Genomic DNA, 21,590 nt, shown 5'->3' with positions numbered 1-21,590 from the left:
CCCACCGTGACGGACATGCTGCCTCCCGACGTCCGCAGCCGCCTGCGCGGTTTGCGCATCGTCACGCGCCGGGCCATCGGCGCGCGGGGCATAGGGCTGCATCGAAGCCACAGCAGGGGCGCAGGCCTCGAATTCGCGCAATATCGCGCCTATGAACCCGGCGACGAACTGCGGCAGATCGACTGGAAGCTCTACGCCCGGTCCGACAAATTCTTCGTCCGCGAGGCGGAACGGGAAAGCCCGGTCGCCATCTGGATATTGATCGACGCCAGTGCCTCGATGGCGCAGGCGGATGGCGACCGGCCCGACTACGCCCGCCTCGACGCGGCGAAAGCATTGGCCAGCGCCGTCGCCGAAGTCGCGATGGGCCAGGGAGATCGCTTCGGCCTCATCGCGCTTAGCGACGAAGGCCTGACGATGGTGCCCGCCGCGACCGGCCTTCGCCAGCGCGACCGGATGCGGATCGCACTCACGGCGCTTTCGCCTGCACGCCGGTTCGCCGATGCGGGGCAGCTTGCGCCGCTTTGGGACCGGATCGGCAAGCACGACATCGTCCTGTTGCTGAGCGACTGTTTCGATGAGGCCGCCGCCGCCCTTGCCGAAAAGCTGGCAGCGGCCGGACGAGAAACGCTGGTGGTCGAAATGCTGACGGTCGCGGAACGCGACTTCCCCTTCGATGGCGGGCATCGGTTCCGCGATCCCGAAACGGGTGAGGAATTGCAGGCGGACGGCGCAGCCTTGCGCGCCGACTTCCTTGCCCGCTTCGCGCAGGCGCGCGACCGGCTGCACCGGCGGCTCGACGGCGTGGGGATAGGCCATGTCACGCATGTCCTGGACGAACCGGTCGACCTTCCGCTCCGCCGCCTGTTCGGCAAAGGTGAGGCCCGGGGTTGAGCGTCACTCTTCTCTTTCCGCTCGGCCTTGCCGCACTCGCGAGCCTCATCGTGCCGCTCGCCATTCACATCGCGCGGCGCAGCGAGCAGCGCCTTACCGATTTCGCGGCGCTGCGCTGGCTGAGCGAAAGGCCAAAGCCACGATCCCGCCTGCGCTTCGACGAGCGATTGCTGCTGCTTCTGCGAATGCTGCTGCTGGCGCTCGTCGCGCTCTGGCTGGCGCAGCCCGTGCTGATCGGCGCGTCGGATAAAGCACCCTATGTCGCTGTCATTCCCGGTGCGCGATACGACGCCGAAAATGACCGGGGGCGGCGCGCGCATTGGCTTGCCCCCGGTTTCCCGCCAATCGACGCGCCCCGCCCCTCCGCCGCCCTGCCGACCGCGAGTTTGATCCGCGAACTCGATGCCGCCTTGCCGCCGGGCACGCCCCTCACCATTGTCGCACCATCGGTAATCGACGGTGCGGATGCCGAGCGTCCCCGCCTATCGCGACAGATCCGTTGGCAAGTCACGCGCGGGGCAACCCCCGTGCCGCTTCCCCCTCCGGCCTCGCTGCCACGCATTGCCATCCGCGCCGACGCAGCGCATCGCCCGGACATTCTCTATCTGCGCGCTTCCGCTTCAGCCTGGGCCGCTCCGGGTAACCCGCGCCCCCTTGATACGGCCTCGCCCTCTGCCCCGCTCCCGCCGATCGGCACGACGTTGTTCTGGATGGCGGGCGGCACGGTGCCGGACGCGCTGACAAGGTGGGTGGAGCGTGGCGGGCAGGCGATCGTCGCGGCCGACACGCGTTGGCCCGAAGATGCCGCCACTTTCCCGATCTGGTTCGATTATCGAGGTAACCTTTTGGCAAAAAAGGGAAAGATCGGCGAAGGATATGTGATTCGGCTGTCTCGTTCGTTGTCGCCTTCTCACATGCCCGTCCTGCTCGAAAGCGACTTCCCGGACCGGTTGCGTGACCTGATCGCTCCGGTGTCTCCGCCCATGCGCGCTGTCGCGAGCGACTACGCCCCGCTCCCCGGCGGCCCTGCGCCCCTGCCCCGTCCCGACGACCTGCGCCCTTGGCTTGCGGTGCTGATCGCGGCGCTCCTGTGCGCCGAACGCTGGATTGCCACGCGACGCCAACGGGGACCGACGCCATGACGGCTTTTGTCTCCGCAACCGAATGGATCGCTCCGGCCCGCCGCCGTGTGCTGATGGAAACAGGCGCATTCGCACTTCCCATTGTCGTCACATTGTGCGCCATCGTCCTCCGCATGGCAGGTCCGTTCGCCGCGACGGGCGTTGCGATAATCGTTTCAGCTGTCTCTTTCGCTGTCGCGTTTCGCCGCGCAAACCGCTTCACGACCGGTTGGCTGATCCGGGCGCTCGACACCCGTCATCCCGAACTGGAGGATAGCAGCGCGCTGCTGTTCGGCGAGGACGCACTCGGCCCGCTGCAACATTTGCAGCGCTCGCGGATCGCCCCGCGTCTTGCCACCGTCAATGCCGAGGAACTGGCACCCACGTGGAATGTGCGACCGCTGGCCTTGGTCATCGGCGTTGCCGCATTGCTTACGGCGCTTGCCCTGCTATGGCCCCGTTATCCCCATGACGCGCCGATACTCAGCCTCAGCAGCGAGGGATTGGTCACAACACCCGGCATCCCGGCACTGGTGGGACAAAATCTCCGCATTCTTCCTCCCGCCTACACCGGTTTGCCGATCCGCGATTCCGCCTCCCTCGACGCGCGGGTGGCAACGGGTTCGCGGCTGGAATGGCGACTGCGCTTTTCGCCAGACGCTCGCGTGCCTCGCCTTCTCCTGCTCGGCGGTCAGCCGCTGACGCTGCAACGCGACGGGCGGGATTGGATTGCCAGCCGCGTGGCGGAGGGCGCATTCCTTTACCGCGTCGATCCCGCTGAGGGGCGCGGTGCGACCCCGCCGCTCCACCGGATCGACGCCATCCCCGACATGCCGCCGCAGGTGAAGGCCGTATCCCCCGCCAGCGGGCTTACGATGGTGTCTGCGGGCCAGCGCAGTTGGACCCCGGTTTTCGGCGCTACCGACGATTATGGCGTCAACGGCACCGCCCGGCTGCGCATTACGCTGGCGCTGGGCGAAGGCGAGAATGTCACGTTCAGCGAACGGGAAATGGCGGTGAACGGCAGCGGCGGCGTGCGCGAAAAGCGCTTCTCGCCGACCTTGGACTTTACGCGCTTGGGCTTCTCCGCAGGCGGCGACATGGTGGTACAGCTCATCGTCCGGGACAACCATAGCCCCAACCCCCAGGAAACGCGCGGCCCCAGCCTCATCCTGCGCTGGCCGTCCGCGAAACAGCCTGAAAGCGGCGGCCTGACCGGCATGGTGAACACGACGCTCCCCGCCTATTTCCGCAGCCAGCGGCAGATCATCATCGACGCGGAGGCTTTGCTAAAGCAAAAACGGTCGCTGACCGCCGATCGCTATCTCGGTCGCTCCGGCCAGATCGGGAACGATCAGCAAATCCTGCGCGGTCGCTACAGCCAGTTTCTGGGCGGGGAGCACGAAGGTGAGCCGGAGCTTCCGGGGGCGGACGAGGATGGCCATTCGGAGGGCGACGGCCACGATCATGGTGGCCCGCCCAACCAGCCCCGGGCCGGTTTCGGCGCGCCTGAGGACGTGCTCGCCGAATTCGGCCACCCGCATGACGATGCGCAGGCGTCCAGCCTTCCGCCCGAAACACGCGCGGTTCTGAAACAGGCGGTCGACCAGATGTGGCTGTCGGAACGGGAACTGAAACAAGGGCATCCCGACCTCGCCCTTCCCTTCGCTTACAAGGCTCTGCGCTTCATCAAGGATGTCCAGCAGGCAACGCGCATATTCCTCTCCCGCGTCGGTCCCGAACTGCCGCCGTTCGATCCATCGCGACGGATGACGGGCAAGCGCGAGGGGATCGCCAGCCGCATATTGGCGACGCCCCCGGTGGAGCGTGGCGACGGTCCCGCCGCGGCGGCGTGGCGGGCGCTGGGTGACGGGCCTGACGCGATCGCGGGCGCTATCGACCTTGCGCCGCTGGAAAGCTGGAGCCGCGCGAATGCCTCGCGTCTTCCCGACGCGCTGGCGCTGTCGGGCGCGATCGACGCGGTTCGGCGCGATCCCGGTTGCAAGCGATGCCGTGACGCGCTGCGCGCCCAAGTTTGGCGCGCCATGGAGCGACCGATGGGCCAAGCTACCCGTCGCAGCACGCCCGATGCGCGGGGCAAACGCTATCTCGGCATGATCGGAGCCAGCCGATGACGCCCCAGACCATCGTGGCCGCTCTGCTGGCGCTAGGGACGCTGGGCGCCACAGTTCGCCTCACCCTCTGGCAAAAAGCGGCAGCACTCCGCGCGGAGCCGCTTCGACTTGCCCTACTTATCATTCTTCAACCGATCACCGCGATCCTTCTTTATGGCGCGCTTTACCCGCCGAGCCGGATGGGGAGCGCTCCGTCGCTTCGCATTGCAACGGCGGGTGCGCCTGTCCTGCCGGCCGGCAGCGGCGATCCGCTCATCCTCCTGCCCGAAGCGCCTTCGGTCGCAGGGGGAGAGCGGATGCCCGATCTCGCTACCGCATTGCGCCGATATCCCGATGCCCAAACTGTCACTGTGCTGGGTAACGGCCTCAAGCCACGGGACGTGGACCATGCACACGGCCTTTCCGTGCGGTTCGATCGAGGCGCTTCCCCTACCGGCCTCCTCCATCTTGCTTCCCCGCGCGCAATCGCGCCCGGATCGCGCTTCGAGGTCGGCGGGACGGTTGCCGGTCTGGCGGATGCACGCGTGGTACTGCTCGACCCCGCCGGACGCGTCACCGATGCGCAACCTGTCGGTGAAGGCGGTAAATTTCTGGTGGCTGGAACGGCGCGGGCTGCGGGAACGGCGCTTTTCACGCTGCGCATCATGCAGGGCAAGCGGGCGATCGAACAGGCGGCAGTGCCGATATGGGTGGAGGAAGCCCCCCGCACCCGACTTCTGATCCTTTCGGGCGGACCTGGCCCCGAAGCCAAATATCTGCGGCGCTGGGCCGAAGATTCAGGTTTCGACGTGGTGGCGCAAAGTGCGGCAGGCGGCGGGGTGTCTTTGGGCGACGCGCCCGTTTCGCTCGATGCTGGCAGCCTCAAGCGGTTCGACGCCGCCATTGTCGACGACCGCAGCTGGCCGGCCGCTCGCAACGCCCTGACCGCAGCGGCCAAAAATGGCCTTGGCCTCATCCTGCACAGCGCGGGCCCCTTGGACGTGACGACGCGAGGACAATGGCGGGGCCTTGGCTTCACGCTCGACGGTACGAACCGCCTGGCTCCCCTCGCGCTCCCGAAGCCGCAGTCTACCACTGTCGCTGCCACCCGCCAGGGCATCGGCAACGACGATACACCGCCAGACTTGGCCTCGCCCGATGATCCGCTGCCCGATGTCAGCAGGGTCGATTTAGTGCCCGGTGGCACGGGCGTCGTTCCCCTCCTTCGCGACGCTGGCGGTACCGTGCTGGCAGGCTGGCGCACGATGGGCGCCGGACGGGTGGCTATCTTCACCCCAACCGACAGCTATGGCCTGACATTGACGGGACGACGCGACCTGCATGGCGACTGGTGGAGCGCTTTGCTGTCCGCCGTAGCCCGGCCCGTAACGACCAGCGTCATCGACACAGCCGCCTATTGGGTGGGGGAGCGCGCAACGCTATGCGGCGTCCAAAAGGCTACGCAATTGGAAGCGCCGGGGGGAAGGCGCTTGCGGCTGATCCCGGTAAATGGTTGCGCGGCTTTCTGGCCGGAGGAGCCTGGCTGGTATAAGGTCGCAGACGGTAAGATATGGCGAGCTGTTTATGTCCGTGACCGCGACGCCCTTGCGACTATGCGGCTTGCCAGAGACCGACAGGCAACAGCGCTGCTTGCGACCCCCACGACCGCCAGTCCTGTCGAGACTCACGCTTCAGCGTATGTTCCGGCATGGCTCTGGTGGCTCGGCTGGTTTGGGGCGAGTGCTCTGCTTTGGTGGCTGGAACGCAGCCGCAGGGGTAGAAGTCAGGATACCCGGTCGACCATGTAGAAATCGCGCAGCGCCCTCGCATCGTGAAGGGCGTTATGCGGCACCCGGCTGTTTGCCGCCGCGCTGAAACCCGCTGCGTTGATGAGTTCGAGCCGCAACCCGAAATCCACGCCCGTCATCTGGCCCGGCCCCGTCACCAGCAGCGCGCAGAAATGGGCGAGATCCTCGGGCCAGTCCGCGATAATGACGGGATCGGCATCCCCCGCCAGATAGGCGGCGATCATATCCGCGGCCTCCACGCGATCGAGCTCATGGTCGACCCCCGCAGGCACCAGCCGCAGATAGGGGATGACATGCTGCGCAACCCAGGGTTCGACCGCATCGGGCAGGGGCAGGGAGATGTAAAGTTCCTGGTCGCCATCCTCCGGCACCAGCGCGACGCTGATCAGCGCGCCGCCAAAGCCGTTGAATTCAGTGTCGAGGAAATAGCGCATCGTCGAAAAATCTGCCTGCAAAACGGATGGGACGGGGTGCCCCAGCCTGTAGCATTTGCGCGGCGGAAGCCAAGCTGCCATGCGCAGCGACGTACATGGGAAAGAAGGACGCGACCATGATCCCGCGGGAATATCTGGGTTCGGCGCATGTGCCGGGCGGGCAGGAACTGAAGCTCTACCGGCGTGGCAAGGATCATATGATCGTCCTCGACCGCAACGAGTTGATGAGCAGCCGGATGAGCGGATCGGAAAAGCAGTTGGCGCTGATGACGATCGAACGGCTGAAGGACCGGAGGGCGCCGCATCTTCTGGTCGGTGGATATGCCATGGGCTTCACCCTGCGCGCGGCGCTGGGCGTGCTGGACGGATCGGCCCGGGTGACGATGGCCGAACTGGTGCCCGAAATCATCGAATGGGCGCGCGGCCCCATGGTCGATCTGATGGACGGATGCCTGGACGACCCGCGCGTCGAACTGCTGATCGAGGACGTCGTCCCGGTGATCGGGCGTGCGCACAACCGCTACGATGCGATCCTGCTCGATGTGGACAATGGGCCGGACGGGCTGACGGCGGCGGCGAACGATCGCCTCTATTCCGCCGCCGGGCTGGAAGCGGCCAAGGCAGCGCTCAGGCCCGGGGGCATTCTCGCGATCTGGTCGGCGGGGTCGGACGATGCCTTTACCCGCCGCCTGCGCCAAAGCGGCTATCTCGTCGATGAAGTGGCGGTCAAGGCGCGCGACAATGGCAAGGGGCCGCGCCATGTCATCTGGTTCGCGACGAAACGGTAACGCTCAATGAAAGTCTCGTGAACGGGGCAGGATGCGCACATCGCGCGGATGACGGCGTGGGGAAGGCAGGGCGCGCGGATGCACGGGATGCGCAACCTCGTCGCTGCGCATCATCGGCTGTTCGTGCAGCCAGTCCAGCATCACGCTCGCATCGGTAACCCGGTCTACCATCAGATGCACAACATCCTCCTTGCTACGCTGAACCACGCCATCGATCAGCATGAGCCGCGAAGCCATCACCGCGCGCCGCTGCTTTTCCATCTCCCGCGCCCATAGCAGCGCGTTGACGATCCCGCTTTCATCCTCGATCGTGATGAAGATCGCATTCCCTTTGCCGGGCCGCTGACGGATCAGCACGACGCCAGCCACGCGTATCTTCGTCCCGTCTCGCGCGCGATTGACGGCGGCACAATCGATGACGCCATGGCGGGCGAAACGGTCGCGCAGGAACTGCATCGGATGTCCTTTGAGCGAGAGGCGATGCGTCTGGTAATCGATGGCCACTTCCTCCGACAAAGGCATGGTCGGTAAGTCGGCTTCCGGCTCCCTTCCCAGTTCGGGCAGATCCTGCGCAGCGAAAAGCGGCAGTTGCGCAGGCGGCACCCGCCGCACCTCCCAACCTGCCTGTCGCCGGGTCTGGCCGATCGACTGCAGCGCATCGGTATCGGCGAGGAGGTGGAGCGCGCGCGAAGGCAATCCCGCCCGCCGCGCCAGATCCTCCATATCGCGGATCGGTGCCTGCGTCCGGGCGACGGCCAGTGCGCCTGCCCACTCCTCGCGGAAACCGTCTATCCGGTTGAGGCCCAGCCGCAGGATGCGTTCCCCCTCCAGACCGCTGTTCCATTCGCTTGCCTGCACATCGACTGGCCGGACTTCCACGCCATGCTCCTGCGCGTCGCGGACCAGTTGCGCGGGGGCGTAGAAACCCATGGGCTGGCTGTTGAGCAGCGCGCAGGTAAAGACCGCGGGATAATGGCACTTGATCCATGACGATACATAGGCAAGCCACCCAAATGCCTGCGCATGGCTTTCGGGGAAGCCATATTCGCCGAACCCCTCGATCTGCTTGAAGCAGCGTTCGGCGAAATTGCGTTCATATCCCCGTTTCACCATGCCTTCGATCAGGTCGGTCTGATATTTGCTCACCTGCCCCGTCCGGCGAAAGGTCGCCATGGCGCGGCGTAGCCCGTCTGCCTGCTCGGGGGTGAAATCGGCCGCCACGATGGCGAGCTTCATCGCTTGTTCCTGAAACAGCGGCACGCCCAATGTCTTGCCAAGTACGTCCTTCAACTCATTCGGATTGTCCGGCGGTCCGGGAAGCTCCGCCGCTTCCTCCCCGTTTCGTCGCCTCAGATAGGGATGTACCATGCCGCCCTGGATCGGCCCCGGTCGCACAATCGCGACCTGGATGACGAGGTCGTAGAGTTCCTTGGGCTTCATGCGCGGCAACATGGCGATCTGGGCGCGGCTTTCGACCTGAAAGGTGCCGATGCTGTCTCCCTTCTGGAGCATGGCGTAGGTGGCGCTGTCCCCTGCGGGAATTCTGTCGAGGTCCATCTCGCCAAGGCCATGTCGGCGCATCAGGTCGAAGCTTTTGCGGATCGCGGTCAACATGCCGAGTGCCAGCACATCCACCTTCATCAGTTTCAGCGATTCCAGGTCGTCCTTGTCCCATTCGATGAAGGTGCGGTCGGGCATCGCCGCGTTATGGATCGGCACCAGTTCATCCAGCCGCCCCTGACTCAATACGAAGCCGCCGACATGCTGGGACAGATGGCGCGGCGTGTCGTAGAGCCGATCCGCGATATCGCGCAGTCGCGCCAGTTCGGGATTGGCTGGATCGAAACCCGCCTCCGCCACGCGGCTTTCGGGCAGTCCCTCCCCGCCCCAGCCCCAGACCGTGCCCGACAGGCGGGCCGTGACATCCTCCGTAAGGCCAAGCGCCTTGCCCACTTCCCGCACGGCGCTGCGCTGGCGATAGCGGATCACCGTGGCGGCAATGCCTGCGCGGTCGCGCGAATAGCGGCGGTAGATATATTGCATCACCTCCTCGCGCCGTTCATGTTCGAAATCGACGTCGATGTCGGGCGGCTCGCTGCGCTGCTCGGTCAGGAAGCGGGAGAAGAGGAGCTTTTCCTTCACAGGGTCGATAGGGGTGATGCCCAGCAGATAGCAGACGAGGGAATTGGCTGCCGACCCGCGCCCCTGACACAGGATCGGCGGCTCAAGTCCGCGAGCATATGCGACGATGTCGTGGACGGTCAGAAAATAATAGGCGTATTTCTTGAGGCGGATCAGCCGGAATTCCTCGGTGAGCACCCTGCGATAATCAGCGAGTAGTCCGTCGGGAAACTTCTCCGCCGCTTTCCGGCGCACCAGTTCCTCAAGCCAGTCCTGCGGCTCCCATCCATCCGGTACCGGTTCGTGCGGATACTCATAGCGAAGATGATCCAGCGTGAAATGGATGCGGCTCAGAAGGTCCTGCGTCGCGGCAATCGCTTCGGGACAGGCTGCGAACAGTCGGGCCATTTCCTCCGGGGGCTTGAGGTGCCGTTCGGCATTGGCGGCCAGACGCCGGCCTGCCGTCTGGACGGTCACCCCTTCGCGGATACATGTCAGCACATCCTGCATGGGCCTGTCGTCCGGGCAGGCATAAAGCGGATCGTTGGTCGCGATCAGCGCTACGCCGCATCGTGCTGCAAGCGCCTTGCGCTCCGCCAGCATGCGCGCGTCCCGCCCGGAACGATGCATCGTCGTCGCCAGCCAGAGATGCGGCGTCGTCTCCCGCAATCGTGCCAGCAATAACTCGTCGCCGTCCATCGCGATCAGCGCCATGTCCTGCACATGGTCGAGAAGGTCATCCAGGGCGATTTCGCATTCGCCCTTCAACGCCCGCCGATTGCCCAAGGTCAGCAGCCGCGTCAGCCTGCCCCAGCCATGGCGTGTCGTGGGATAGGCGATCATATCGGGCGTGCCGTCGGTGAACACCAGCCGCGCGCCGACGATCAGCCGCATGGACGCGCCCAGCGGGCTAATATCCTTGAGCGCCTGATGCGCACGCACCACGCCCGCTACACTGTTGCGATCAGCGATGCCAAGGCCGGTCATGCCCAGACATTCCGCCTGCCTCACCATCTCATGCGGATGAGAGGCGCCGCGTAGAAAGCTGAAATTCGTGGCTGCAACGACTTCCGCGAAGGGGGGCGCGATCATGGAAACAGACCGTGCAGATACCAGTCGATCCGCGCCTCGTCGCCATAAAGGCCGTAGCGGAACATCCAGTAGCGCCGCCCCTCGCTATCTTCGATCCGGTAATAGTCACGAACGCGCCCCGCTCCGCCGGGCTGGTGCCCCTCGCGCCTGCGCCACCATTCCGCAGCGATCCGTTCCGGTCCTTCGGCCAGCTTCACCTCATGCAGTACCCCGCCCCAGCGGAAGCGCTGCGGTGGGCCGTCGGGTACGCCCGCTATGACATCGACGCCTTGAGGCGGGTCGAAGAAAAGCAGCGGTCGTGGCAAATCCGTTTGCGCTATTGGCCACGCCAAAGGCAGGGCCTGCGCAGCCGGAACCATGCTCTGCGCTCTTTCCGGGAGATGGCGATCGCACGGGACCAGACGCAACACCCGGTCGGGCCCGAGCCGGACGCCGAGACGGTCGATCAGCGCTGCAACCTCTTCCCGCTTCGCCTCCTCCGCTCCTCCTTCCCAGGATCGCTGGCGTTCGATCAACGCTTCCGTCCATGGCACCGCCAACCGCACGGCATCGAAACCGAAACCGGGATCAAGCGGATCGGCCAGCGTGTCGATCCGTTCCCGCAGAAGGCGCATGACGGAATCCGGATCGCGCACGGGGTGTCCGGTTTCGATACCCAGTTCCTGCCGTGCACCATCGCTGCGCAGCAGGAGGACATGAAAGCGACGCCCACCCTCGTGCCGCGCCTCCATCTGTCGGGCCGCATCGAGCAACAGGCCCTCGATCACATCCATCACATCCTCGGTGCGCGCGATCGGTTCGGCAAATCGCGCCTCGCATCGGATCGGGTCGATGGCGCGAGCAGGTGTAATGGGACTGCCTGCCTCTCCCATCATCTGCCGCAGGCGCAAAACGGTCTGCTCGCCAAAGCGCGCGGCGATCATGCTCATCGGACGCCGGGTCAGATCGCCGATGGTCCGTAATCCCGCCCGCCGCAGCGCCGCCAGGGCATGATCATCCAGGTCCAGCGCGGCCACGGACAGCGGCCCGACATCTTCCCCCTTCCCTCCATGTCGCGCAAGAGCCCGCGCCGCCATTGCCGTAGGCGAAAGTCCATGGCGACAACTGTAGCCCGCCCGCAGCTTCGCCTGAGCGACCAGCCCCGCCTCTCCCCCGAACAGATGCGCGCAGCCGCTGATGTCGAGGATAAGGCCATCGGGCGGATCCAGGCTCACCATCGGCGTGAAGCGGCGCATCCTTTCCAGCAATGTTTGCAGTTCACTCTCATCGCCTTGAGGGTCGGCGGGCCGCGTCAAGAGATCGGGGCAGCGCGAGCGTGCATCCGCCAGCGTCATGCCCGCGACAAGCCCGTGCCGGAATGCCGAGCGATTAAGGGACATCAGGCGCAGGGCGTTGCCGACCCGTCCGACCAGTGCAAAAGGCAGCGCCTCGCTCGCCCGCGCCTTACCCGCTTCCGCCCGTTGCACTCTTTCGCAGGGGAGGAAAGGAAACCACAGCGCCAGACACCGTCTCTGGCTGAGCTGTATCTCGAAACTGCCCATGTTCTAAGTCCCACATCAAACGCCACTGGCCACCAGCAGCGCCGCCCCGACGGCGCAACAGCCTTGCATCGAGCGACGGCAAGCCCGGTGCGTCCGCCTCCAGCGGGACGGAAGGAGCGCTGGCGACAGACCAGCGCGTATGCGCGCCGCTCGACCGTGGTTCGGCATCGCAGCGCAGGACCACGATCCCCGTTCGCGAAGCTTCAGCGGCCAGAACCAGTCGTCGACTGGCGGTCAGGTCATAATCTGCAAAGCTTCCCCGGCTTTCGATAACGACCGTTCCGACACCGGGGCAGCGCGCGGCGTCCAGTCCGGCCCGCAGCATGTCGATTTCGCACCTTGTCCGAACGATGGTCACATGCTGCGGATCGATCCCCAGAAAAGCCAGTGCTTCCCCTGAAGGAATGAAGGCTCGATATGATCGCTTCTCGGCTAAAAACAGAAAGATCGCTTCCCCGGCCTTGCGATCCATCGTTGCCAGAGCGAAGGCAAGCGCCGCCGCACGATCCTGCCCCACGCAATGGATTTCGTGCAAGCGTCCGCGTTCCAGTGAACCGGAAGCATGTAACATCCGTGTTGTATATCGTGTCGAAAGGCCACGGTCGGGGAAGGAAAGGACAGCTTTCATATCTCGAATCGCTCACAATGTTCACTTTATGTTCCCATTGTGGACGCACGTCTATCCCGAAACGGTAAAACGATACGCATCGACATGCGAGGCGTGCGCTGCCGTGCCGCTGCTACCCCTTGCCTTGGCGGACAGCATTCCCTTCTGTCAAAGCGAACGGCCTAACCGATTCGCATGCCAGCGCAGATGATTTTCCATGAAGGTGGAAATGAAATAATAACTGTGGTCGTACCCGTCGCGCAGGTTGAGCGTCAGGTCGATACCTGCCGCCTCACATGCATTTTCAAGAAGTTCGGGCCGTAGTTCCTGCGCCAGAAAAGGATCGTCGATCCCCTGATCGACCAGTATTGCCGGAACTCGTGCCCCGTCCTCGATAAGCGCAACGGCATCGTGGCGACGCCAGGATGCCGGGTCATCCCCCAAATAGCCGCCCAGCGCCTTTTGCCCCCAAGGCACGCGACCGGGCGCGACGATAGGGGCGAAGGCCGATACGGCGGCAAATCTTTGCGGATGCCGCAACGCCACCGTCAACGCTCCGTGCCCGCCCATGGAATGTCCCATGATCGATTGCCTTTCCATGTCGGCAGGAAATCGGTCCGCAACCAAAGCGGGCAATTCCTCGGTGACATAGGACCACATTTTGTAATGACGGTCATAGGGGCTGCGCGTCGCATCGACATAAAAGCCAGCCCCCAGGCCGAAATCATATGCACCCGCCGGATCGTCCGGCACCCCTTCTCCGCGCGGCGACGTGTCCGGTGCAACAAAGATCAGGCCCAGTTCCGCGCAGAGACGGCGGTACTCGCCCTTTTCCGTCACATTGGAATGGGTGCAGGTCAACCCCGAGAGATACCAGACAACCGGAAGTTTCGCCGCCGGATCATGCGGAGGGACGAAGACCGAAAAGGTCATTTCCGTTCCCGTGGCGGACGACGCATGCTTGTATACGCCTTGGAGCCCGCCAAAGGCTTTGTTGCTGCTGACCTGCTCCATAGTCATCCCTTCAGAATACCACGACAGAGCGGATGCTCTTGCCCGCGTGCATCAGGTCGAAGGCTTCGTTGATTTCCTCCAGACCCATCACGTGCGTGATCATGGGATCGATCTCGATCTTACCGGTCATGTACATGTCGACGATCTTGGGCACGTCCGTCCGGCCCTTTGCACCGCCGAACGCGGTGCCGCGCCAGTTACGCCCAGTAACCAGCTGGAACGGGCGCGTAGCGATCTCCTTGCCCGCTTCTGCCACCCCGATGATGATGGATGTGCCCCAGCCGCGATGACAGGCTTCAAGTGCGGTGCGCATCACTTCGGTGTTGCCGGTGGCGTCGAACGTATAGTCCGCCCCGCCATCCGTCATCGTGACGATCTTCGCTACCACATCCTCGCGGCTCATGCCCTTGGAGTTGAGAAATTCCGTCATGCCAAAACGGCGGCCCCATTCCTCACGATCGGAGTTGATGTCGACGCCGATGATCTTCGCCGCGCCCGCAAGCCGCGCGCCCTGAATGACGTTTAGGCCGATACCGCCCAGACCGAATATGACGACATTGTCGCCGACCTGCACCTTGGCGGTGTTGATGACGGCGCCAACACCCGTGGTCACACCGCACCCGATGTAACAGCTGGACTGAAACGGCGCGTCGTTCCGAATCCTCGCAACGGCAATTTCAGGAAGAACAGTGAAGTTCGAAAAAGTCGAGCAGCCCATATAATGATAGATTGGCTGGCCCTTGTAACTGAAGCGGGTCGTGCCGTCGGGCATTACCCCCTTGCCCTGCGTCGCACGGATTGCCGTGCACAGGTTGGTCTTGCCCGAAAGGCAGCTTTTGCACTGGCGGCATTCGGGGGTGTAGAGCGGGATCACGTGATCGCCAGTCTGAACGCTCGTCACGCCCGCGCCGACCTCTCGCACGATGCCCGCACCTTCATGCCCCAGAACGGACGGAAAGATGCCCTCGCTGTCGAAACCGTCGAGCGTGTAGGCGTCGGTGTGGCAGATACCCGTCGCCATGATCTCGACCAGCACTTCGCCCGCCTTTGGTCCTTCCAGGTCCAGTTCCACGATTTCTAGCGGCTTCTTCGCTTCGAAAGCTACGGCGGCACGGGTCTTCATGTCCTGGTCCTCAATCTGATGGCGCACCTCTCTAGCAGCCGAACCGCACGGCAGTCATCCGGCTGAACGCAAATATGTCCTGCGGAGAGATTATCGGAATGGCAAAGTATTATGGTGGGCCCGGCAGCAACCGAAATTATTGACTATCCGATTGAAAACAAAGGATTTTTTCTGCGGCACCTGCGAATATACCCGCAATTATGCCCGCAGCCAAAATCCACTCCGCAGCACAGAATTTTCTCCTTATTTATCAGCCTTCTATATCAAATTCCTCCCCCCTTCAACCCCTCCTGATCGGTAGACATCAGCTAGGTTGCGAGTTTGGTTGGCCATTCGCCCCCGTTCATGCCCGCTTCCCCTGACTGGAAAGCCGCTCTGGAAGCCCCTGGACATTAACGCATGAGCATCGAGCGGCCAACATGGTCGGCATAACTGAGGCGGCTTTCTTGACCGAGGGTTCAGGCACCCATATCCTGTACAAATGAAGGAGCCGCAATTCTATGACCCTGCGGAACGGGCTCGCGAGAAGCAGCGAGCACGCGACAAAGACGAGGCTGACCTGCGGAGCGGCAAAGTGACGCGTGACGAGCTTGCCGCGCGTAACGGGTTTTTCAGCAGCGTTGCGATCAGCCAGGGCCGCATCAAATTCCCCGGCTCGTTTGACGGCTGACGCATTGCTGTCCCCTCTCGCCTAGCTTTCGAGCGGCGCCCTGGGGTTCAGTCTTTCGAGCATGGCCTTGCCTGGCTTGAAATGCACTCTCGATTTGGGTTCAACGGGGACCGCCGCGCCGGTACGCGGGTTACGGCCGTTGCGGGCCTCATAGGCTCTGACCGAAAAAGCGCCGAACCCACGCAGTTCGACTCTGCCGCCCGACCGAAGTTGCTCGGCAATCGAACCGAAGAATGTCTCCACGATCGTTTCGGCGTCCGCCGCAGACAAATCTGGATACTCTTCTGAAATACGCGTGATCAATTCCGATCGAACCATCAATTCCCCCTACCCGGCTCTCTGCACTTACATGCACAAATCGCAAAAGGCGCAGAAGAGGCTTTTCGTGGGGCCCGTCATTTTACTTGGCAGCAACGCGCGCGCTGCGATTTACCAGGCGATGCAGCCCTTGCAATTATCATCAGATTACAGTCAATCTCAAGAACATGACAGCCACCGATCCCGCGCCGTTCGACGATGTTCCGGAGAATCTTCGATGGATCGATGCTGAGCTTTCGGCCCAGCTTGCAGAGTTGGCCGATCGTGGCGAGAGCGATACAGCCGAGTTCAAGCGCGGCCTGCCGGAACAGGCATCCTCACTTGCCAAGGAAATCGCAGGGTTTGCGACGAGTCGCGCCGGGCGCATCTTTCTGGGCGTCGAGGATGATGGCGCGATTGTCGGGATCGAGGATTGCGACACCCATGACGGGCGCAACCGGATCAGAAGCCGCATCGAAGGTATCGTCAAGACGGTCCTACCACTGGTCCATGTCCGCCTTTCCTTTGCCGCTGCAGGAGAGCGAATCGTTGCCATACTCGACGTACCCAAGGGCAAGCAGCCGATCTATTATTCAAAGGATATTCCTTACCTCCGCCAGATGACGGCAACGCGGCCGATGACGCCGGATGAGGTGATTGCTCATGTGCGAGAGTGGGACAAGCAGAGCAGGCCTAGCGCCGAGTCGCGCTATCGGGGCGACCTCGCCACCTTTCTTATCGATGTCGATGTCATGATGGCCGACAAACGAGCACGTCGCATCAATCCATGGGCGCAAAGCCTGCGTCACGACGCGGGCGATCTTGCTGACAGGGCACGATCAATCAGCGCAACCGCGCCGGCCAGCCTCGCCGAGACCGAACCGCCGCTCGAAAAGATGGCGCAGGCGCTCGAAACTCTCGCGCGGGAAAGGCCGGTCCTCAGCGGGCCCGGCGCTGAGATCTATGGCGCCATGGACGAGATCGACCGGCTCGTGTCGTACATCAGGTCAAAATGGGCGCCGCCAGAGACTTTTGGTGACGACACGATCGCGCAGGTGCAGGCCCTGGTTCAATCGTCAGCCAAGCAACTTGCCGGGCTTGCTCTGCGGCTGGCCACGAGCGATCTCGACATGTCCTTCGAGGATGTGAAACGTGAGGCAGGAAGGCGGGGCATGGAACTTCTCCGCTGCGCATCGCTGGGTGTAGGCCTTGGCGCCCAGGACAGGGTTCAGGCTCTCCGCGAGATCGCCCTCTCGGTTCGGGCATTGGAGACCCAGCCCATCTACATAGATGGAGGGCGATCGGTTCGCATCCTGATTGACGGCATCAGGTCAGAGAGCGAGCGCCTCGACAACTGGCTTGGCAGCAACAGTTTGCCGGATTGAAGGGGCCTTCCTTCAGTCGGCAGCCGTGAAGCAGTAGGCTCAACCAGCCTATGAATCCGCACCGAACCTTCCCCAGGTGAACCCTGGACATTCAGACGTCTCTGGGCAGGAATATCCCAATGATGCAGGCGTCGTTGCGAACCGCAATCTGCGTGTGGGTGTTGATGTTGAAGCCACACCCCTCGTAAATTGGTTCACCCTCGACAAACATACCCCGAACTGTGTCGAAGGGCTCCACTCCCATGCCCGCAGGCGCGCTGTCCATTGTGCTGTGAAGATGCTTGATGACGGCGCAGTCCAGGTAGCGCAGAAGACGATCTTTCTTACGGGTACCCTTGGGGCTCAGATTTTCAGGAAGTTCGAGTCCGGCCGCCTCCTGCTCCTTGACGAAGCTCTCATGGGCGCCCTGAACCAGCGCAATATTCTCGCGCACGGTAAGGTCGAGACAATTTCGAAGATCGATGACCGCCCCAATGACAGCAGCCTTCATTCCCTTCTTGCGGGCCGCTCTCTCGTCTGCCCATTCTCGTGCCCGCTGGGGATCAGCCTCCCAGAAATATGCACCAGGCCCGAGCCAGTCATATTCTTTCTCGCTGTGAATGAGGCTGGTCTTACCTTTAAGCAGCTCATCGGCAATGGCCGCGTCGCAGCCATGATATCCCAGGACGAAGGACGGCCGCAGGCGGCTCAAGCGACGGACTTGGCCTTTTTGCCCTTGCCGCCATATTCTTTGCGGAGCTTGCCCTTGGCGGTGTAGATCCCGTCGGAAATTAACGCCTCTCGTGCCTTCTTGCGAGAAACGGTATTGCGCTCGGTCCGCTGCTTGAGCAGGCCAAGTATCACAACATTGCGATCACCAAGTTGCATCTGCGTTCGATCCTATTGACCATATCGTCAATGCGCCTATCGCATGAGGCTGTCAACGAACAGCAGGCCGAGCGGTTCAACCATCGAGGCCGGGGTGTTGCGACCGTGATGCTTCGCGCAGCGCCTGACCACCCTATCATCCATCAGACCGGTTTTCGACCCAAGCTCGCATTATGCGAAAGTCCGCTTCTATGCCCACGGCACATGCTAAGTTCTGGCTCTGATGTTCAGGAAACCCCAGACATCAAGCGACCGCTGGCTTTAACCGCGCCTTGAGATTAGGCTGGGACGATGGACCCGCAGACTCTTCGGACAGTCGCCAATCTCGCGCGTCAGCGCGCGCAGCGAGGCGCCTCTGGAACACAAGGCGATGGCCTCATGCGACTAGGGGCCCGTCGTGCATTGGAGCAATTGGCTGCGGACCTCGATGCGTCTGCCGATGCGGTCGCACCTCGTAATTCTGGCCGTCACTCCAACAGCTAATCTCCCATCGTTTCGCCAGCAGATCCGCAGGCGCCACGCAGATCGAAAATGGGCCAACGGCCGGCAAATCGACGTTAAGCTATCTAGCGCAACTGGCTCTCAATCGGAGACGGGCGAAAGCGCGAATTGGTGGCCGAGGCTGGCGCAGATACGGGTTGCCAGAGCCTCGGCCGGCCCCCAACCGTCAGTGAGATCGTCAGTAGCGGTGAGTGCGATCGTGATCACCCGCAATTTGCCGGCCCTATCAAGGGCAGCGATGCCTTCGCCCACCCGGTCGAAATAGCTGTCATCGAGAATGCGCAGTGCCCGGTCCCCATGCGTGGCCGCATCTGGACCAAAAAAATAATCGAGATCGAGGTTGAGGATGAAGGGGCAACCTTGCCTCGAAATATCGCCGGACAGCCGTTCAGGGAGTTCAGCGGGCGTCAGATCGATGACAGCCGGGTGATTTGGCCGGTCCCCTTCGCCATGGGTTGCAAAATAGCAGTCCGTAACCCGCTGCCCAGCAAGGGCGAGGTAAATCGAGAGATAATTGTCCCATCGGAATACCGGTGCCTTGCCAGCTATATCGAGATCCTGCGACATCGAGAGATACTCCTCAATTGTCTGCGGGATACCGGCAGGAAGCAGAGACAGCCAGGTTTCCAGCTGCGACTGGAGTGTGTCATTGTGACGATCGATATGGATCAGTCCATGGTCCTCTCGCGCATCGACGCATTGGCTCCAGCACCAGGCCGCTGCCCGGTGATTGTCCATGACGAAGAGGTTACCCGACCGCCAAAGGAAATTTTGCCGATAGACCCCCGTCCTGTTTCTGCCGGCAAAGGGTACGATCCATTCTCCAGTCATCAAGCGCCTCCTGGTCGCCTCGATAGGGTTCATAAGCGCACATGGCCAGAGGCGCCCCAAGCATAGAGGCGCGCCTTTTTTCAGCCGAGAACGCGACTAACCTCGCCAAACTCCCAATGCGCACCGAGCAAAGAACATTCCTGTTGCAATGCCTTGCCGCGGGACAGCAAAAGGGAACGCAGACGCAATGAAATGAAGACGTTAAGGGAGGCGCCACAGCGATGGCGACGACGATATTCTGGGCCTGGCAATCTGACCATGACCCCCGCACGGGTCGCCACCTTATCAAGAGCGCGATCGAGGAGGCGCTTAAGCAACTGGCAACGGATGCCAGTTTCGATGAGCGGCCGCAAATTGACCACGACACAAAGGACGTACCCGGTCTGGCTGCGATCGCCGAAACGATTTTCAAGAAAATCGATCGCTGCTCCATGTTCATTGCCGATCTGACACCGATTGCAAGTCGCCCACCCAAGGAAAAGGGAGGGAAGCGCAAGTGGGTGGCGAATCCGAACGTCCTGATCGAATTGGGCTATGCGAAACACGTCCTGGGTTACGATCCATTGATCTTGGTTTGGAACGCTGCACATAGGGGGACGCAGCCGACAGATCTTCCCTTTGATGTTGCGCATCGCCGGGCCCCGATTGCCTACCGGGCAGCAGAAGGCTGCTCTAGGCAAGAGCTTGATGCGGCACGAAAGGGTCTCGCAACCGATCTTCGCGCTGCAATATCTCTTAACCTGAAACGCCCAGAATTGCCTGCATTGAGTTGGAGCCGCCAGAGCATAGGGATGCCTGGGCTGTGGTTCGATCGAACGAAGTTGTTGCCGATCATCGTCGAGGGCGAAACGCAGGATTGGCGGGTCGATGCCGCTCCAAAATCCTGGATGCGGATACTCCCTGCAACCTGGCCGAAGCACGTAACCGCCAGTGATTTGCCAGAGACAATGACGCTCGGAAGACCAACAACCAGGAGTGACGGACGCATCACAGGCGCCGCCTTCACCTGGTCAGGCAGCCATGTCGAGAAGCGCATTCGCACCGGCACTGCATGGTTTCCATCCGATGGCGAGATATGGGGGTTTGACTCCTCTGCTTCGCATGGCGAGGGAGACGCGAAATATATTGTGCCGGAGGATTTGCTGGATCGCTGGTTCCGATTTCTCAAGGCAAACCAGGACCACCTCCGGTCATGGGGAAGCAGAGGTCCATATCTTGTCCAGCTGGGCTTTGGACCTCTGACAAATGTGAAATGGCGGCTCGATGAACGGAGGGGGCGAAGCCCGATCTCAGCGGAAGAAACCGTCACTCGTCAATTTCATACAGGATCTGACGAGGACACTATTGAGGAGATGTGGCAGTTTTATCGCATGTTATGTGATGCATTCGGGCGAGCGGGCGAGAGTTTCGACGGCTTTCGGAGTTTCGCGCTTGGGAGGCTGAAAAGCTGAGCGCTCTCGGCATCCCGTGGCTTGTGCGACCTCCGGCAATGTTTGCGTCCAGGCGTCGCGGCGCAGAAGGCCTGACTGGAAATCATCAGTCTGCCCATTGGAACGGGCCATTTGAGTAATCCCATATTTCAGGAATGATTCTGCGATCGCTGCTGGTCGCTCTGGACAGGAGAGAAAATCGCCTCGCCGAACCGGCGCTTCAGATGCTCCGCAACACTGTGCGCATATCGCTTCTGTCGATCAGAGCTCGGACTGTGATAGACACCAACGGCTTTCCAAAAGCTGCCAGTGGACGCAAGGCCGGCGACAAAAATCCATCGAGCCGCGTTGGCGTTGAAACATGGATCATAGCGCAGCCAGTGGCGAACGTCTTGCGGCGGACGTTTCAACATCTCAGCGATTTTTGGCACCCACCAGCTGTTGATCTGGAGAGGTCCCAGGTCGTGGCTACCGTTGCGATTCGGCACCGCCGCGCCGATCCACCCTCCTTCCTGGTCGCGCAGTCCCCACAAGGTCACTTCGAGCCACTTCTGTCCACCGGCTGCTTGCCTGATGCAATGGGCTACCCTCCGTTCATCGGCCGCATCATGACCGGACGTTGCTGCAAGACCATCCGATTGCCAGATGATCAGCACCATCAGGACGGCTATCCTCTTACCGATCGTGACCATAGGATCGCTCCTCAATGTTCCGGTCTGTGGCACGGTCCTCCGCCTTGGGCGCATGGGCTTGCCGATTCTCCGCAATCGTCTGCAGGTGACGATCGAGCGTCTCAAACAGCGATCGGGCATTGCCCGCAAGGCGTCCGGCAAATCCGCGAACTGGCTCTCGCTTGCTGATTCCGAGGGAAGCCGCCCCCTCATTCCGAAATGATGCCGCCCCCCTGTTCCGAGAATTACTCGCCCCCTGATTCCGAGATGATGTCGCTCCC

General features: G+C 62.4%; 20 protein-coding genes. 9 read left to right on the top strand and 11 right to left on the bottom strand.

All coding sequences use genetic code 11. The features are described from left to right. Nucleotides 1–15 precede the first annotated feature (15 nt). The 4 genes from DI606_RS08895 to DI606_RS08880 are packed head-to-tail and all read left to right on the top strand — an operon-like array spanning nucleotide 16 to nucleotide 5,937. Nucleotides 16–894 (top strand): DUF58 domain-containing protein, encoded by an 879-nt coding sequence (locus DI606_RS08895; RefSeq protein WP_293981859.1) that lies wholly within the window; start codon nucleotides 16–18, stop codon nucleotides 892–894. Further along, complete coding sequence (locus tag DI606_RS08890; RefSeq protein WP_293981790.1) at nucleotides 891–2,036, top strand: BatA domain-containing protein; 1,146 nt, start codon at nucleotides 891–893, stop codon at nucleotides 2,034–2,036. Before DI606_RS08895 ends, DI606_RS08890 begins: the two co-directional genes overlap by 4 nt. After that, nucleotides 2,033–4,150: a DUF4175 family protein gene (locus DI606_RS08885; RefSeq protein WP_293981787.1), complete on the top strand. Its 2,118-nt coding sequence runs from the start codon at nucleotides 2,033–2,035 to the stop codon at nucleotides 4,148–4,150. The genes DI606_RS08890 and DI606_RS08885 overlap by 4 nt, the downstream gene beginning before the upstream one ends. Beyond that, nucleotides 4,147–5,937, top strand: a complete 1,791-nt coding sequence (locus DI606_RS08880) for a carboxypeptidase regulatory-like domain-containing protein (protein ID WP_293981784.1) — start codon at nucleotides 4,147–4,149, stop codon at nucleotides 5,935–5,937. Before DI606_RS08885 ends, DI606_RS08880 begins: the two co-directional genes overlap by 4 nt. On the opposite strand, the gene DI606_RS08875 is transcribed toward DI606_RS08880, so the two are convergent. Continuing rightward, nucleotides 5,913–6,371 (bottom strand): hypothetical protein, encoded by a 459-nt coding sequence (locus DI606_RS08875; protein ID WP_293981781.1) that lies wholly within the window; start codon nucleotides 6,369–6,371, stop codon nucleotides 5,913–5,915. The two genes, DI606_RS08880 and DI606_RS08875, sit on opposite strands and share 25 nt — an antisense overlap. 116 nt (nucleotides 6,372–6,487) lie before the next feature. Here DI606_RS08875 and DI606_RS08870 point away from each other — a divergent pair, with 116 nt between their 5' ends. After that, on the top strand, nucleotides 6,488–7,159 hold the full coding sequence (locus tag DI606_RS08870; RefSeq protein ID WP_293981778.1) for a spermidine synthase: 672 nt from the start codon (nucleotides 6,488–6,490) through the stop codon (nucleotides 7,157–7,159). A gap of 3 nt (nucleotides 7,160–7,162) precedes the next feature. Here the strand turns inward: DI606_RS08870 and DI606_RS08865 are convergent, their stop codons facing one another. The 5 genes from DI606_RS08865 to DI606_RS08845 form a co-directional block, all read right to left on the bottom strand. Continuing rightward, the gene (locus tag DI606_RS08865; protein ID WP_293981775.1) at nucleotides 7,163–10,372 is read right to left on the bottom strand and encodes an error-prone DNA polymerase; all 3,210 of its coding nucleotides are present in this window, start codon (nucleotides 10,370–10,372) and stop codon (nucleotides 7,163–7,165) included. Further along, nucleotides 10,369–11,838 carry a DNA polymerase Y family protein gene (locus DI606_RS08860; protein WP_367119466.1) on the bottom strand — a complete coding sequence of 490 codons (1,470 nt, stop codon included), beginning with the start codon at nucleotides 11,836–11,838 and terminating at the stop codon, nucleotides 10,369–10,371. Before DI606_RS08860 ends, DI606_RS08865 begins: the two co-directional genes overlap by 4 nt. Then, nucleotides 11,816–12,448 (bottom strand): hypothetical protein, encoded by a 633-nt coding sequence (locus DI606_RS08855; protein WP_293981769.1) that lies wholly within the window; start codon nucleotides 12,446–12,448, stop codon nucleotides 11,816–11,818. Before DI606_RS08855 ends, DI606_RS08860 begins: the two co-directional genes overlap by 23 nt. Before the next feature lie 240 nt (nucleotides 12,449–12,688). After that, complete coding sequence (gene fghA / locus DI606_RS08850) at nucleotides 12,689–13,534, bottom strand: S-formylglutathione hydrolase (RefSeq protein WP_293981767.1); 846 nt, start codon at nucleotides 13,532–13,534, stop codon at nucleotides 12,689–12,691. 10 nt (nucleotides 13,535–13,544) lie between these two features. After that, a complete protein-coding gene (locus DI606_RS08845; protein ID WP_293981764.1) occupies nucleotides 13,545–14,657 on the bottom strand; it encodes an S-(hydroxymethyl)glutathione dehydrogenase/class III alcohol dehydrogenase in 1,113 nt (370 codons plus the stop codon). A gap of 481 nt (nucleotides 14,658–15,138) precedes the next feature. Between DI606_RS08845 and DI606_RS08840 the strand changes: the two genes are divergently transcribed. Further along, entirely contained in the window at nucleotides 15,139–15,327 is a 189-nt protein-coding gene (locus DI606_RS08840; protein WP_125998553.1) for a hypothetical protein, read from the top strand. A gap of 21 nt (nucleotides 15,328–15,348) precedes the next feature. Here the strand turns inward: DI606_RS08840 and DI606_RS08835 are convergent, their stop codons facing one another. Continuing rightward, a complete protein-coding gene (locus DI606_RS08835) occupies nucleotides 15,349–15,645 on the bottom strand; it encodes an HU family DNA-binding protein (RefSeq protein ID WP_125998554.1) in 297 nt (98 codons plus the stop codon). Nucleotides 15,646–15,899: 254 nt separating this feature from the next. Here DI606_RS08835 and DI606_RS08830 point away from each other — a divergent pair, with 254 nt between their 5' ends. Further along, nucleotides 15,900–17,009 (top strand): helix-turn-helix domain-containing protein, encoded by a 1,110-nt coding sequence (locus DI606_RS08830; RefSeq protein WP_293981759.1) that lies wholly within the window; start codon nucleotides 15,900–15,902, stop codon nucleotides 17,007–17,009. A 91-nt stretch (nucleotides 17,010–17,100) separates the two neighbouring features. On the opposite strand, the gene DI606_RS08825 is transcribed toward DI606_RS08830, so the two are convergent. From DI606_RS08825 to DI606_RS08815, 3 genes are all read right to left on the bottom strand, one after another. Further along, nucleotides 17,101–17,700 carry a hypothetical protein gene (locus DI606_RS08825; protein WP_293981756.1) on the bottom strand — a complete coding sequence of 200 codons (600 nt, stop codon included), beginning with the start codon at nucleotides 17,698–17,700 and terminating at the stop codon, nucleotides 17,101–17,103. After that, complete coding sequence (locus tag DI606_RS08820; RefSeq protein WP_125998557.1) at nucleotides 17,697–17,876, bottom strand: hypothetical protein; 180 nt, start codon at nucleotides 17,874–17,876, stop codon at nucleotides 17,697–17,699. Before DI606_RS08820 ends, DI606_RS08825 begins: the two co-directional genes overlap by 4 nt. Before the next feature lie 582 nt (nucleotides 17,877–18,458). Beyond that, nucleotides 18,459–19,115, bottom strand: coding sequence for a UPF0489 family protein (locus DI606_RS08815; RefSeq protein WP_293981750.1), 657 nt, complete (start codon nucleotides 19,113–19,115; stop codon nucleotides 18,459–18,461). A gap of 314 nt (nucleotides 19,116–19,429) precedes the next feature. On the opposite strand from DI606_RS08815, the gene DI606_RS08810 reads away from it, so the two are divergent. Further along, nucleotides 19,430–20,659 (top strand): hypothetical protein, encoded by a 1,230-nt coding sequence (locus DI606_RS08810; RefSeq protein ID WP_293981747.1) that lies wholly within the window; start codon nucleotides 19,430–19,432, stop codon nucleotides 20,657–20,659. A 128-nt stretch (nucleotides 20,660–20,787) separates the two neighbouring features. Here DI606_RS08810 and DI606_RS08805 read toward each other — a convergent pair whose 3' ends face one another. Then, nucleotides 20,788–21,297, bottom strand: a complete 510-nt coding sequence (locus DI606_RS08805) for a lytic transglycosylase domain-containing protein (protein ID WP_293981744.1) — start codon at nucleotides 21,295–21,297, stop codon at nucleotides 20,788–20,790. On the opposite strand from DI606_RS08805, the gene DI606_RS08800 reads away from it, so the two are divergent. Next, on the top strand, nucleotides 21,284–21,532 hold the full coding sequence (locus DI606_RS08800) for a hypothetical protein (RefSeq protein ID WP_293981741.1): 249 nt from the start codon (nucleotides 21,284–21,286) through the stop codon (nucleotides 21,530–21,532). The genes DI606_RS08805 and DI606_RS08800 overlap by 14 nt on opposite strands. Nucleotides 21,533–21,590: the final 58 nt, after the last annotated feature.

This window comes from Sphingobium sp., assembly GCF_003248505.1.
Taxonomy (GTDB): domain Bacteria; phylum Pseudomonadota; class Alphaproteobacteria; order Sphingomonadales; family Sphingomonadaceae; genus Sphingobium.
The sequence above is the reverse complement of the archived record's forward strand: the minus strand, read 5'-3'. Positions and strand labels throughout refer to the sequence as shown.